16 protein-coding genes are annotated in these 12652 nt (G+C 33.7%); 6 read left to right on the forward strand and 10 right to left on the reverse strand.

What is annotated here, in order from left to right; genetic code table 11:
• The first annotated feature begins 1 nt into the window (after position 1).
• From acpP to accA, 3 genes are read left to right on the forward strand one after another with little or no spacing between them, the layout of a single operon-like run.
• Positions 2 to 235, forward strand: coding sequence for an acyl carrier protein (gene acpP / locus CIGNP91_RS06320; protein WP_086225098.1), 234 nt, complete (start codon positions 2 to 4; stop codon positions 233 to 235).
• A gap of 44 nt (positions 236 to 279) precedes the next feature.
• Complete coding sequence (locus CIGNP91_RS06325) at positions 280 to 1491, forward strand: beta-ketoacyl-ACP synthase II (RefSeq protein ID WP_086253697.1); 1212 nt, start codon at positions 280 to 282, stop codon at positions 1489 to 1491.
• The gene (gene accA / locus CIGNP91_RS06330) at positions 1491 to 2423 is read left to right on the forward strand and encodes an acetyl-CoA carboxylase carboxyl transferase subunit alpha (protein WP_086225096.1); all 933 of its coding nucleotides are present in this window, start codon (positions 1491 to 1493) and stop codon (positions 2421 to 2423) included. Before CIGNP91_RS06325 ends, accA begins: the two co-directional genes overlap by 1 nt.
• Positions 2424 to 2547: 124 nt before the next feature.
• On the opposite strand, the gene CIGNP91_RS06335 is transcribed toward accA, so the two are convergent.
• The 4 genes from CIGNP91_RS06335 to prfB form a co-directional block, all read right to left on the reverse strand.
• Positions 2548 to 2805, reverse strand: a complete 258-nt coding sequence (locus CIGNP91_RS06335; protein ID WP_086253698.1) for a hypothetical protein — start codon at positions 2803 to 2805, stop codon at positions 2548 to 2550.
• 432 nt (positions 2806 to 3237) lie between these two features.
• Positions 3238 to 3663, reverse strand: coding sequence for an SEL1-like repeat protein (locus CIGNP91_RS06340; RefSeq protein WP_086253699.1), 426 nt, complete (start codon positions 3661 to 3663; stop codon positions 3238 to 3240).
• Complete coding sequence (locus CIGNP91_RS06345) at positions 3660 to 3986, reverse strand: type II secretion system protein (protein ID WP_086228472.1); 327 nt, start codon at positions 3984 to 3986, stop codon at positions 3660 to 3662. The genes CIGNP91_RS06340 and CIGNP91_RS06345 overlap by 4 nt, the downstream gene beginning before the upstream one ends.
• A 9-nt stretch (positions 3987 to 3995) precedes the next feature.
• Positions 3996 to 5096: a peptide chain release factor 2 gene (gene prfB, locus CIGNP91_RS06350; RefSeq protein ID WP_086225092.1), complete on the reverse strand. Its 1101-nt coding sequence runs from the start codon at positions 5094 to 5096 to the stop codon at positions 3996 to 3998.
• 125 nt (positions 5097 to 5221) lie between these two features.
• Between prfB and panC the strand changes: the two genes are divergently transcribed.
• From panC to tilS, 3 genes are read left to right on the forward strand one after another with little or no spacing between them, the layout of a single operon-like run.
• Positions 5222 to 6043 (forward strand): pantoate--beta-alanine ligase, encoded by an 822-nt coding sequence (gene panC, locus CIGNP91_RS06355; protein ID WP_086253700.1) that lies wholly within the window; start codon positions 5222 to 5224, stop codon positions 6041 to 6043.
• Position 6044: 1 nt separating this feature from the next.
• Positions 6045 to 7352, forward strand: coding sequence for a 30S ribosomal protein S12 methylthiotransferase RimO (gene rimO / locus CIGNP91_RS06360; protein WP_086253701.1), 1308 nt, complete (start codon positions 6045 to 6047; stop codon positions 7350 to 7352).
• The gene (tilS, locus tag CIGNP91_RS06365; protein WP_086253702.1) at positions 7343 to 8341 is read left to right on the forward strand and encodes a tRNA lysidine(34) synthetase TilS; all 999 of its coding nucleotides are present in this window, start codon (positions 7343 to 7345) and stop codon (positions 8339 to 8341) included. The genes rimO and tilS overlap by 10 nt, the downstream gene beginning before the upstream one ends.
• On the opposite strand, the gene CIGNP91_RS06370 is transcribed toward tilS, so the two are convergent.
• Genes CIGNP91_RS06370 through CIGNP91_RS06395 form a run of 6 tightly spaced genes read right to left on the reverse strand, consistent with a single transcriptional unit; the run spans position 8307 to position 12569 of the window.
• Positions 8307 to 8834 (reverse strand): hypothetical protein, encoded by a 528-nt coding sequence (locus tag CIGNP91_RS06370; RefSeq protein WP_086225088.1) that lies wholly within the window; start codon positions 8832 to 8834, stop codon positions 8307 to 8309. The two genes, tilS and CIGNP91_RS06370, sit on opposite strands and share 35 nt — an antisense overlap.
• Positions 8831 to 9352 (reverse strand): hypothetical protein, encoded by a 522-nt coding sequence (locus CIGNP91_RS06375; protein WP_086225087.1) that lies wholly within the window; start codon positions 9350 to 9352, stop codon positions 8831 to 8833. Before CIGNP91_RS06375 ends, CIGNP91_RS06370 begins: the two co-directional genes overlap by 4 nt.
• Positions 9342 to 10364: a hypothetical protein gene (locus tag CIGNP91_RS06380; RefSeq protein ID WP_086246035.1), complete on the reverse strand. Its 1023-nt coding sequence runs from the start codon at positions 10362 to 10364 to the stop codon at positions 9342 to 9344. Before CIGNP91_RS06380 ends, CIGNP91_RS06375 begins: the two co-directional genes overlap by 11 nt.
• A 45-nt stretch (positions 10365 to 10409) precedes the next feature.
• Positions 10410 to 11036, reverse strand: a complete 627-nt coding sequence (locus CIGNP91_RS06385; RefSeq protein ID WP_086253703.1) for a lysophospholipid acyltransferase family protein — start codon at positions 11034 to 11036, stop codon at positions 10410 to 10412.
• Entirely contained in the window at positions 11020 to 12330 is a 1311-nt protein-coding gene (gene miaB / locus CIGNP91_RS06390) for a tRNA (N6-isopentenyl adenosine(37)-C2)-methylthiotransferase MiaB (RefSeq protein WP_086253704.1), read from the reverse strand. Before miaB ends, CIGNP91_RS06385 begins: the two co-directional genes overlap by 17 nt.
• The gene (locus CIGNP91_RS06395; protein ID WP_086225084.1) at positions 12327 to 12569 is read right to left on the reverse strand and encodes an HP0268 family nuclease; all 243 of its coding nucleotides are present in this window, start codon (positions 12567 to 12569) and stop codon (positions 12327 to 12329) included. Before CIGNP91_RS06395 ends, miaB begins: the two co-directional genes overlap by 4 nt.
• Positions 12570 to 12652 lie beyond the last annotated feature (83 nt).

Here is a 12652-nt window from a genome sequence, read left to right on the forward strand (position 1 = left end):
TATGGCAATATTTGACGAAGTTAGAGATGTTGTTGTAGAACAACTAAGTGTTGCAGCTGACGCAGTAAAAATGGAGTCAAAAATAATTGAAGATCTAGGTGCTGATTCACTAGATGTTGTTGAGCTTGTTATGGCTTTAGAAGAAAAATTTGATGTAGAAATCCCAGATAGCGAAGCAGAAAAACTAATTAGCATCGCAGATGTTGTAAATTATGTTGAAGGTCTAAAAAAATAATTAAAATATTAAGTGATTAAATTTAAATTTTAGGAGAAGTAGCATTGAAAAGAGTGGTAGTAACTGGTTTAGGCATGATAACTGCGCTAGGTCTTGATAAAGATGTATCTTTTAAAAATATTTGCGATGGCAAAACAGGTGTAAAAAAGATAACCCTATTTGATGCTACTGATTTTCCAGTACAAATAGCTGCTCAAATAGATGATTTTGATCCAGCTACTATAATGGAAGCAAAAGAGATAAAAAAGGTAGATAGATTTATCCAATTAGGCTTAAAAGCCGCTAAAGACGCTATGGATGATGCTAATTTTAAAGATTTTGATCCAGGTGAATTTGGCGTTAGCTCAGCTGCTGGCATCGGTGGCCTACCTAATATAGAAAAGAATTCTAATATATGCTTAGAAAAAGGGCCTAGAAAAATATCTCCGTTTTTTATCCCTTCTGCACTTGTAAATATGCTTGGTGGATTAGTAAGCATAGCTCATAATCTAAAAGGCCCAAATTTATCTAGCGTAACAGCATGTGCTGCATCTACTCACGCTATATGCGAAGCAGCTAAAAGCATAATGATAGGCGAGACAAAGGCTATGCTAGTAATTGGTGCTGAATCTGCTATCTGTCCTGTAGGTATCGGCGGATTTGCTGCGATGAAAGCACTATCTACAAGAAACGACGATCCAGCAGCTGCATCAAGACCATTTGATGCAAATAGAGATGGCTTTGTAATGGGAGAAGGTGCTGGTGCATTAGTGCTAGAAGAGTATGAAAGTGCAATAGCTAGAGGCGCAAAAATCTATGCTGAAGTAGCAGGATTTGGAGAAAGCGGTGATGCTCATCATATCACAAGCCCAAGTCAAGATGGCCCACAAAGAGCTATGAGTAAAGCCCTATCAATGGCTGGAGATATCAAAATTGATTATATCAATGCTCACGGCACATCAACATCAGCAAACGATGCCAATGAAACTGCTGCTATCAAAGCTGTATTTGGCGATAATATCCCAGCTATTAGCTCTACTAAGGGTCAAACAGGTCACTGTCTTGGTGCAGCTGGCGCTATTGAAGCCGTTATTTCTATTATGGCAATGGATCAAGGCATTATCCCACCAACAATTAATCAAACAGACAGAGCGCCTGAGTGCGACTTGGATTATACCCCAAATTCAGCTAGAAATTGCGAACTAAATGCTATAATGAGCAACTCATTTGGCTTTGGTGGAACTAATGGCTCAGTCATATTCAAAAGGCTAAAATAATGGCTAGCTATCTTGATTTTGAAAAAGGTATTCAACAAATTGATGAAGATATCGCCAATGCTAAAATTAAAGGCGATGAGCATGCTATTGAGATCCTAAGCAAAAATTTAGAAAAAGAGATAGCAAAAACATATAAAAATTTAAATGAATTCCAAAGATTAAATTTAGCTAGGCATCCAGATCGCCCTTATGCGCTTGATTATATCAGAGCTCTTCTAACTGATAGCTATGAAATTCACGGTGATAGAACTTACGCTGATGATCCATCAATTGTCTGTTATAGCGGTTACATAGGCAATAAAAAGGTAATTGTCATAGCCGAACAAAAAGGCCGTGGAACAAAATATAAAATTATGAGAAACTTTGGTATGCCTCATCCTGAAGGCTATAGAAAAGCCCTTCGTGTAGCTAGACTAGCTGAGAAATTTGAAATTCCAGTTATATTTTTCATAGATACTCCAGGCGCATATCCAGGAGTAGGCGCTGAAGAGCGTGGTCAAAGCGAGGCAATTGCTAGAAACCTATTTGAACTTAGTGAGCTTAGAACTCGCACTATTGCTATAGTAATTGGCGAAGGTGGTAGCGGCGGTGCTTTAGCTATTGGTGTGGCCGATAGGCTTGCGATGATGAGAAATTCAGTATTTTCTGTTATTTCACCAGAAGGTTGTGCAGCAATTTTATGGAATGATCCTAGCAAAAGCGAAGCTGCTACAAAAGCTATGAAAATAACAGCTGATGATTTAAAAGAGCTAAATTTAATCGATGATGTGATAGATGAACCTATAATGGGAGCTCACAGAGATAAAGATGGCGCTATAGCTGCTGTTGGTGAGTATATCAGAACTAAGCTAGAAGAGCTTGAGAAGTTATCAATTGATGAAGTAGTAAGCGCTAGAATGGAAAAAATACTCTCTGTTGGAGCTTATGAATAATTGACTATTTAGCCAGGTTTTAGTATAACTTGGCTAAATTTTAATCTATTTTACTCATTTAATTCTATAAATTAGCTTATCAATAGGCCTAAAATATCTTTAATCCTTTTAATTCAAATTTAACTTAATTAGATAAATGCTCTATTAATTGCACATTTAAAATCGTAGATATTTGAAGTAAGTGAGCAATATTAAAATGGGCTCCTTTTAGACTAATCTCAGCAAAACTTACTACACTTACAGATTTATACCCCATATCCAAAGATAAAGATAAAGATAATTGCGAAACCTTGCGCTCTTTTCTAACTTTTGCTACATTTTGCCCAATTACTTTAGATGTAATTGGAGAATTAAGCCTTAAATTTGGTAAATATTTTGACATCTATAGAGTTTGGACTGGATACAGCTATAAAATGTAGTCTAGAGATAAATCTGACATAAATGATTCAAACTATAGCAATAATGAAATAAAATTCAAATCACATAACATCATCTTAGGAGCAGGATACACTCCATCGATTAATGATAGTTTTAAAGCTTTAATTGGGTAGCTATAACAAAAGGAGAAAGTATTGATACAGACAATAATGGCTCAACACAAAAAGTAGGTGATACTAAAACAGGCGGTATTTTGGATTGAAGCTTGGTAGTATTTATGCGATAAATGATAGCAATGAGATTGAATTTATCTAAAAAGCGATTACACATCTACAGGTTTAGAAGGTTATAAAATAGAATGGATTATGGTGCTTATTTAGGTTATAACTATAAATTTTAATTAAATAGCCAAAGAGATTTTCTCTTTGGCTAAAGATTATCGATTTTGATTTTGCACTCTTAAATTTCTAGCTAAATCACAAGAGTTATTATCACCGTTATTACAAGCAATTTGATAGATTGTTGCAGCAGTGTCAATATCTCTTGGCATACCATCGCCATGAGCAAACATATCTGCAAGCTGCTTACAAGCTGGAATATATTGAAAACCATAGCAAACCATATCATAAGCGATTGCTGCACTTCTAAAATCTCCACTTTTATAAATATCATCAGCTACTCTTTTGCATTTAAAGGCATCTTTTAGCTTTGAGCATTCACTATAAAAGTTATCAATCTTAGCCTTAACCTCTTGTTCGCTAATGTTGATTGGCTCAGGTTTAACAGTAATTGGCCCAGGGAATTTTTGCACACAACCAGCCAGAATAAACCCAGCTAAAACTGCTACTATAACCTGTCTCAATCCTCCCTCCTTAATATATAATAGGTCTGCTTACCAGCTAGTTTTTCTATGATAATTTTATACTTACTAGCCCATGACTGCACAATCTCATTAAATTCATCAATAATCTCTGGAATAGTACTTTCACATTTGATTTTAAATTTATCTTCACTATTAGATAGAGCGACAAACCCATCGCTATGTTTTATTTTTTCATGTAAATTTATAATATGCTCAATCTCTTTTTCATCAAAATCAGATGCTGATAAAACTCTTTTTACCTGCTCTACAAGCGCATCATTTACATTATATCCAAGTCCAGTTAGCACTAGTTCTACACTCATTATCTCCCTTTAATTACTTGATTTTTGACTAATCAATACAGCTTCTATTATCTTTTTGATATCACCATCTAAAACTGCATCAGCTTGCGAGTAGGCGATATTACTTCTATTATCTTTTACTTGTTTGTATGGAAATAAAACATATGAGCGAATTTGATGACCCCAGCCCATTTCGCTTTTTTCTACTGATTGGCTAGCTGCTCTTTGCTTTTCTAACTCTAGCTCATATAGCCTTGATTTGAGCATTTTTAGAGCTGTAGCTTTGTTTTTATGCTGACTTCTATCATTTTGACATTGAACTACGATTCCGGTTGGATGGTGAGTTATGCGTACGGCTGATTCAGTTTTATTTACATGTTGGCCACCTGCTCCACTGGCTCTATAATAATCATATCTTATATCTTTTTCATCAATATCAATCTCGATATCATCATCAATCTCGGGACTTACCATTACACTTGAAAAGCTCGTATGACGCCTACCAGCACTATCAAATGGGCTGGTTCTTACTAGACGATGAATTCCATTTTCAGCCTTTAAATAGCCATAAGCATTTTCACCTTTTACAATAAAGCTAACATCTTTTAATCCGGCCTCATCGCCCTCTTGAAAATCTAAAGTCTCAACCTTAAAGCCTTCTCTTTCGCAAAATCTTAGATACATTCTATATAGCATACTAGCCCAGTCATTACTCTCAGTTCCGCCAGCTCCTGGATGAATACTTACAATAGCATTTTTGCTATCATCTTCACTGCTTAGCATCATGGCAACTTCTAAATTTATAATAGTCTCTTCTAACTTAACAGAGTCCTCAAATAGCGAATTTATAGTATCTAAATCATTTTCTGAATTTGCTAAATCAAATAATTCTATAGCATCATTTAATGAGTTTTTAGCATTTTGAAATTTAGCTAGCATAGAGTTTAATTTGGTCTTTTCTTTGCCTATTTGTCCAGCCATTTGGACATCACTCCAAAAGCTAGGGTCTTGTTCTAAAGCTTCAATCTCTTTAAGTCTTGATTGTATTAAAGAGGGATTTACAACTTTAGCAATATTATCAACCTTGATCTTTAAACCCTTTAAAAGTTCGTTATACTCATAGTTATCCAAAGTTTTACCTTTTAAAATTTTGGCGAAATTTTATCTAAAATATGGTTAAAATTTAATTATTTACAGGAAAAATTTTTAGAAATTTATGCTAAAATTATAGATTAAAAATTTCAAAAGAGAGTCTTATGCAGATATTAAAAACAGTACAAGAAGTGCGTCAATTCCGTGCTACTTGCAGTGGAAATGTAGGCTTTGTGCCGACAATGGGTGCTTTGCACGCCGGTCATGCTCAGCTATTAAAAAGCTCTGTATCACAAAATAATCATACTATAGTAAGCATTTTTGTCAATCCAACACAATTTTTAGCCGGTGAGGATTTAGATAGATATCCTAGAACACCTGAGGCTGATATTAAAATATGTGAATTATGTGGAGTAGATGCAATATTTATGCCTGATGCTAATGAAATTTATAGCCAAATAGAGCCAAAAATCTTAGCACCAAAAGAGCTATCTAGCACACTCGAAGGCGCTACAAGGCCGGGACATTTTGATGGTGTTTGTACAGTATTAACTAAATTTTTTAATATCATTAATCCTACAAACGCATACTTTGGCAAAAAGGACGCTCAACAGCTTTTAATAGTACAGCATATGGTAAAATCGCTATTTATGCCAATTAATATAGTTCCTGTTGATATAGTTCGCTCTAGCGATGGCTTAGCACTTTCGAGTCGTAACTCATACTTAAATGATGATGAATTAGCTCAAGCATTAAAACTCTCAAGGTCTTTGATGAAAGCTAGCAATTTAATTAAAGCAAATAAATTAAACTCTCTTGAGATAAAAGATGCAATGAGTAGCTGTCTAGAGCCTTTAAAAGTTGATTATATAGCAATTGTGGATAAGAATTTAAAACCGATTGATAGCATTGAGCTTGGCAATACTATTATTTTAATTGCTGTATATGTAAGCAATACACGCTTAATTGATAATTTGTGGGTGTAATATGGCAAATTTATATTTAGTTTCACTTGGATGTAATAAAAATCTAGTTGATAGCGAGATCATGCTTGGAAGACTAAGTGCGTATGATTTAGTAGATGATCCTAGCTTAGCTGATGTAATGATAGTAAATACCTGTGGCTTTATAGAAGATGCTAAAAGCGAAAGCATAAGTACAATTTTAGAGCTAGCAAGTTATAAAAAACCAAATTCAGTTTTAGTAGTTACTGGCTGCTTAATGCAAAGATATAAAGATGAGCTTATGCGTGAGTTACCAGAGGTAGATATATTTACTGGCGTTGGAGATTATGCTAAAATAGATGAGATAATCCTTAAAAAACAAAATCTATTTAGTCCAGAAACATACTTGCAAGCAGCCAATACCAAAAGAGTAATTACTGGTTCAAGCTATCACGCATATATCAAAATCTCTGAAGGTTGTAATCAAAAATGTAGCTTTTGTGCAATTCCTAGCTTTAAAGGAAAGCTAAAAAGTAGAGAAATTTCAAGTATCGTTGATGAGATAAAAGAGCTAATTAGTAGAGGATATAATGATTTTAGCTTTATCGCTCAAGATAGCAGCTCATTCTTGCGTGATCATGGAGAAAATGAAGGGCTTATAGCTCTTATAGATGAGGTTGAAAAGATAGAAGGGATAAATGCAGCTAGAATTTTATATCTATATCCTACAACTACCAACGCAAAACTAATTCAAAAAATTATTGATTCCAAAGTATTTGTCAATTATTTTGATATGCCTATACAGCATATAAATGATGAGATGCTAAAGATAATGCGTCGTGGTGCTAATAAAGATAAGATAATTGAGCTTTTAACAATGATGAGAGAAGCACCTAATAGCTTTTTGCGTACTGGAATCATAATAGGCCATCCAGGAGAAAAAGATAGCTATTTTGATGAGCTTTGTGAGTTTTTAAGCAAATTTAAATTTGATAGAATCAGTGCATTTGCTTACTCCAAAGAAGAAGATACTCTAGCTTATGAAATGGAACAAGTAGAGCCAAAGATTATCACGCAAAGATTAAATAAGATCGAAAAGATTATAAAATCTAGCATTGATGAGAGCTTTAAAAGCTTAATTGGAAATACTATCAAAGTACAAATTAATGGCACAAGCAGCGAAGGCGATATGTTTTATGGCGCTAAGGCTATAATTTGGGATAGAGATATCGATGGTGAGATTCTTATCAATGATAGCGAGATTGAAAATCCAAAAGTAGGACAAATTTATGATTGTCAGATCACTGAATTTGTTAATGATAAGCTAATTGGACAGATTGTTTGCAGTTAAATTTAGAACCATTAAAAGACAAAAAGGCGCTGCTAGCTTTTTCACACGGAGTAGATAGTACAGCTCTTTTTTATCTTTTAGTTAAAGCCGGAGTAAGCTTTGATTGTGCAATGGTAAACTATCAAACTCGCCCTAGTAGCAATACTGAAGAACAAAGTGCTATAAAACTTTGCAAACAATTTAATAAAAAAATATTTATTCATAAAGCTAGTTTAAATTTAACCAGCTCCAATTTTGAGATGACAGCTCGTAAAATTAGATATGAGTTTTTTGACTCTATAATATGTGAGTTTGGTTATGAAATTTTGATTTTAGCACACCAGCTAAATGATGCAACTGAATGGCTATTAATGCAACTAGCTAAAGGTAGTGGCGCTGTAGGATTGGCTGGAATGAGCGAATTTAGTACAAGATACCTAAAATCTCAAAATAGAGAAATAGGAGTATTTCGTCCGCTTTTAAGTGTTAGCCGTAGTGAAATTTTAGAATTTCTACACTCTCAAAATATAAAATATTTCATAGATAACTCCAATCAAAATCTAAAATTTACCCGTAATAAAATTAGGGCTGAATTTAGTGATTCTTTTGTAGAGCAATTTAGAAATGGAATTAAAAAAAGCTTAGAGCTTTTAAGGGATGATGCAAAGCTACTTTTAGGTGAGTTTGAATATAATGATGGAGAGCTCTTTATAGTGGCTAAATCACAAAATTCAATCTATCTAATAGATCAAGCCTGCAAAAGGCTAGGCGTACTAATGAGCCAAAAGACTCGTCAAATTTGTACTCAAAATGATTGCGTAATATCGCATAAAATTACAATCACATCAAATAAAAAATATTACTTTATCGCTCCATTTATAAAAACCATAATGGATAAGAAATTAAAAGATAAATTTAGAATCCTAAAAGTTCCGGCCTTGCTTCGTCCATATCTAGCAAATAATTTAGAACGTCTTAAGGTTCTTGATAAATTTTTATCACAAAGCTAGTTTGTATATATCCATCTCTTGACTCCATCTTAACTGGAAAATCAACTCTGATAAGATTATCATGTGTATTCATATCAGCAATAAAATCATATAAATTTTGCGGATTTTTCATTGTAGCACTTACATTAGCTTCGCTAATTATATATTTAGAATTGCTTGTTATAGTTTTTGGCTTAGTAAAGTAGATATTATCAAAATACTTCCCAGCAACACCGATAAATTTCATCTGATTAAAGCTATTTTTAAGCGACTCTAACGCTTTTGTATTTTGCTGTTTTAACTTTTCATAGGTTGCTAAATGATCATTATAAAGCTGGTTAATTTTAGCTAAATTTACCTCTTTTTCACTGCGAATCTGCGCAGCTTGTTTGTATTTATCAATTGAAGGCATAGCCACAGCAAAAACCATTACTAGCACAAAAATCACAAAAATCAAACTATAAATTGCTAGCTTAGTAAGGTCGATATTTTCTAGACTTCTATCTACTCTCATTTGCCAACTTCTCCATTAGGGCTATTTTTATTAATACTTACAAAATTATACCAACCATTTGGAAGCTGATAAAATGTGGTATTTGATACAGCAAATATTGACTTTAATGGTGCTTCAAATAGTAACTTAAAACGATCTTTTGTTGGTGTTAATCCTTTTACTTTTAGCATATACTCTTCCATATGAACGCTTTTAAGAGTTACTCCATCAGGAACTAGATTAAATAAATTCATCAAACTTTTATTTAAAATTGCATTTTTATGATAGATATCAAGAGTCATGTCACGCTTTATAGAAGTGATTTTAGTCTGATTTTTCAACTCATTAATAGCTTTAAATTTAGCATCGTATTGAGCTTGTAACTCATCAGATTGTAAATTTATATTAAAAATTTGCATTCCAATAAAAATTGCTCCAGATATAAAAGCTGCTCCTATTAAAAACATTGTCCAAAGCCAAATTCTAGTAAAAAGAGAAAATAACGGCTTAACTCGTGGCTTGATAAAACTATAACTCATTGCAAATCTCTCTAATCATCATATTATTTATTAGCTTATCAATATCTTGCTTAATTAACTTAATATCTAGCATTAGCTCATTTTCTGCCATAATCAAAAACTCATTATCAAGACTTAGTCCATCAAATATTACAACACTCTCGATAAAATCACCCAAGTAATTTTTATTTTGATAATACTCAGTAATGGCAAGCTTGATATTACTAATTAGTGTAACTTCTTTACCAATATCTCGTACACTATCTTCTAATTTTTTATTAGCATTAGCAATCTCTTCATGCTGTATATCCTCAAAATCATCTTTATCTACATTATCAAAATCGCTAAATCCACCGCCAATATCACCTAGGCCTCCAAGTTTACTTAGTCTATCTTGCTCTTCTTCGATAACATTATCTAAATCTGCGCTCTCCTCTTTACTAAAGACCTTATCATAATAATCAAAACCATCATTTTCTTTTCTAGTATCAAAATATGCACCAAATTTCATATCTTCGCCATCAAAAATCATGATAGTATTATTATCATTCATATGTAGCATATATAAAATTTTACCTTTTTTTGGGGACTCTTTAATAAGTGAGTGCAAAATACCAAATGGAGAATAAATAAGATCAGGCTTTAGCCCATTTAATGTCTCTTCAAAACTAGTTAGCTCACTATCGGGCACAACAATACTCCAGCCTTTCATTTTAATCTTAGCAACTAGATTGTATGAGATATTAAATTTTTCAAATCCTCTAGCATCTACAGCTGGAAGCGCCCACTGCTTAGGGCTATTAAGCATAGCAGCTAGATATACTGAGTGATACTGCTTGGTACGCTTTTTAAGATAATCAACAAGTTTATAATCAACTACACCATTATGAACATCAAATACAGCCTCATTACTACCTATAATCTTATCGCCTTTTACAGCACGTGAGTACAGATAGCACTGATTATCTTTAATAACAACACTAACATATAAAGTAGTCAAAAATCCACGAACCCAAGAGATTAAACCAGACATATTAAACCTTAAATTTTAAAAATTTTAGCCAATTTAGCTTTAAATTTAGATTATAGTATCTACCTCATTAAATTTTTTAGCTATTAATGCTTTAGCTTCTTGCATATCTAAACCTTCTAAGCCAAATTCGTTCCCAATGCAATAGGTAAGCTTGCAAAAAGGCTTTGGCAAAATCATTTTATCCCAACTATTAAACTGCCAAAACCTGCTAGCTGTGTAACTTAAAACTATCAAATTTACTCCAGTTTTTTGTGCAACTGCCACTGAACCATCGCTAATGCTATGTCTTGGACCTCGTGGACCATCTGGGGTAATCACTACATCAATTCCATTATGGATTGATTTTATTGCTGATAGAAAAACTTTCAAGGCTCCTTTTGATGAACTTCCTCTAATCGAACCAATACCAAAATGACTAATAATATCGCTAATTACTTGACCATCTTTATGATCTGAGATCATTACATTCGCATTTCTGCCTTGCCAACAACTACTAAAAATAAATGGCATAAATGCTAACTTCTCATGCCAAAAAAGAGCTACTACTGGCTTGCTCTTTGGCACTTCTCCAATAAACTCCTTTTTGCAAGTTAGATATATAAGCTTAATTATAAAAACTAGTAAATTTTCTACTATTTTATTAACAAATTTAGCCCTAAATAATCTGCCCATTTAATACCATTCTTCTTGGTTGAGTGATTTGAACCTTAGCAAATTTGCCTAGCAACTCCTCGCTGCCTTTGGCCTGAACCAAAAAGTTATTATCTGTACGACCAGCTATCATTCCATCAGCCCTAAGCTCTTCAAAATAGACATCATAAATTTGTCCTATTTTACTAGCTACAATCTCATCTAAAATTTCATTATGTCTAGACTGTAAGCGTGTGAGCCTAGCCCCAGCTATGTTATCATCTATCTGATTTGGCATAGTGGCTGCTGGAGTTAGTGGGCGAGCTGAGTATTTAAACGAAAACACCTGCTCAAATCTTACCTTTTCAAGCACATCCATCGTATCTTCAAAATCTGCGTCACTCTCACCAGGAAATCCTACTATAATATCAGTTGATATACTAACATCAGGACAAAGCGTTCTAAGTTTACTTGCTCTATCTAAAAACCACTCCTTAGTATATCCACGTTTCATAGCTTTTAGTATTGCTGTACTTCCACTTTGTAGTGGCATATGCATAGATTTACAGATTTTAGGATTTGAGCTAAACTCGCATAAAAATTTATCATCCATATGCAAAGGATGCGGACTAGTAAAGCGAATTCTCTCCACGCCATCAATTTGACTAATTAAATTCAAAAGATCGCTAAAATCTATCTTTTGCGCATTAGAACTACTAAATCTTTTGCCATAATTATTTACATTTTGACCAAGCAAAAATATCTCTTTAGCTCCGTTATTAGTGGCTTTTTTAATCTCATTTAAAATTATATCTTTTGGAATGCTTAGCTCATCGCCCCTAGTGTGCGGGACTATACAATAGGTGCATTTCTTATCACATCCTATCATGATATTCACATAACTTTTATATGGACTAGTGCGAAACTCACCAAAGGCATACTCGCTCTCATCATGATTTATATCTACGCTCACAAATTTAGGCGTTTTGACTGCGGTTTTGATCTTTGATACATTTCTAGCTCCAAGGACAAAATCCACATACGGCGCACGCTTAAATACTTCAGAGCCAAGATGGCTAGCCGTACAACCACAAACACCTATTTTCGCTCCTGGTTTTTTGACTTTTTCAAATCCGCCAACCTCACTAAAGAGCTTATGCACTGGTCTTTCACGCACAGAACAAGTATTTATAAGGATTAGATCAGCCTCGCCAATCTGATTAGTAGTCTCATACTCATCATCTAATTCAGCTATGATATGCTCGCTATCACGAACATTCATAGCACATCCCAAAGTCTCTATAAATAGCTTTTTTTTACTAAATTCAGCGCTCAAAGTATATGCACCTCATACATATAGTCATTCTCATCTAGGCCATATTTTACCGTGCGGTGATATACGCTTAACCCTTTGTTCTCAAAATGCTCAACTAAGGCAATAAGCTGCTTATGTGAGTTATCACGATCAAAATAGAATATCTTTCCACCATCTTTTAGCGCAGCACTCTCGATCTTTTCTAGACTAATTGTTTTTGGTTTTGCATCTAACTCAGCTCTAGCTAATTTTAACTCCATTTTTTATCCCTTTTTGAGTGATTTTAACTTACTAGTATATCAAATTTGCTATAAAATTTCGTTTAAATTATATAGTATAAATA

It is taken from the genome of Campylobacter sp. P091, assembly GCF_002138935.1.
GTDB lineage: Bacteria > Campylobacterota > Campylobacteria > Campylobacterales > Campylobacteraceae > Campylobacter > Campylobacter devanensis.

What these genes read in the sequence shown, in the direction of transcription:
- acpP (WP_086225098.1), top strand. Translation starts at nt 2, where the DNA reads ATGGCAATATTTGACGAAGTTAGAGATGTTGTTGTAGAACAACTAAGT.
- accA (WP_086225096.1), top strand. Translation starts at nt 1,491, where the DNA reads ATGGCTAGCTATCTTGATTTTGAAAAAGGTATTCAACAAATTGATGAA.
- CIGNP91_RS06335 (WP_086253698.1), bottom strand. Translation starts at nt 2,805, where the DNA reads ATGTCAAAATATTTACCAAATTTAAGGCTTAATTCTCCAATTACATCT.
- CIGNP91_RS06345 (WP_086228472.1), bottom strand. Translation starts at nt 3,986, where the DNA reads ATGAGTGTAGAACTAGTGCTAACTGGACTTGGATATAATGTAAATGAT.
- panC (WP_086253700.1), top strand. Translation starts at nt 5,222, where the DNA reads ATGCAGATATTAAAAACAGTACAAGAAGTGCGTCAATTCCGTGCTACT.
- rimO (WP_086253701.1), top strand. Translation starts at nt 6,045, where the DNA reads ATGGCAAATTTATATTTAGTTTCACTTGGATGTAATAAAAATCTAGTT.
- CIGNP91_RS06370 (WP_086225088.1), bottom strand. Translation starts at nt 8,834, where the DNA reads ATGAGAGTAGATAGAAGTCTAGAAAATATCGACCTTACTAAGCTAGCA.
- CIGNP91_RS06375 (WP_086225087.1), bottom strand. Translation starts at nt 9,352, where the DNA reads ATGAGTTATAGTTTTATCAAGCCACGAGTTAAGCCGTTATTTTCTCTT.
- CIGNP91_RS06380 (WP_086246035.1), bottom strand. Translation starts at nt 10,364, where the DNA reads ATGTCTGGTTTAATCTCTTGGGTTCGTGGATTTTTGACTACTTTATAT.
- CIGNP91_RS06385 (WP_086253703.1), bottom strand. Translation starts at nt 11,036, where the DNA reads ATGGGCAGATTATTTAGGGCTAAATTTGTTAATAAAATAGTAGAAAAT.
- CIGNP91_RS06395 (WP_086225084.1), bottom strand. Translation starts at nt 12,569, where the DNA reads ATGGAGTTAAAATTAGCTAGAGCTGAGTTAGATGCAAAACCAAAAACA.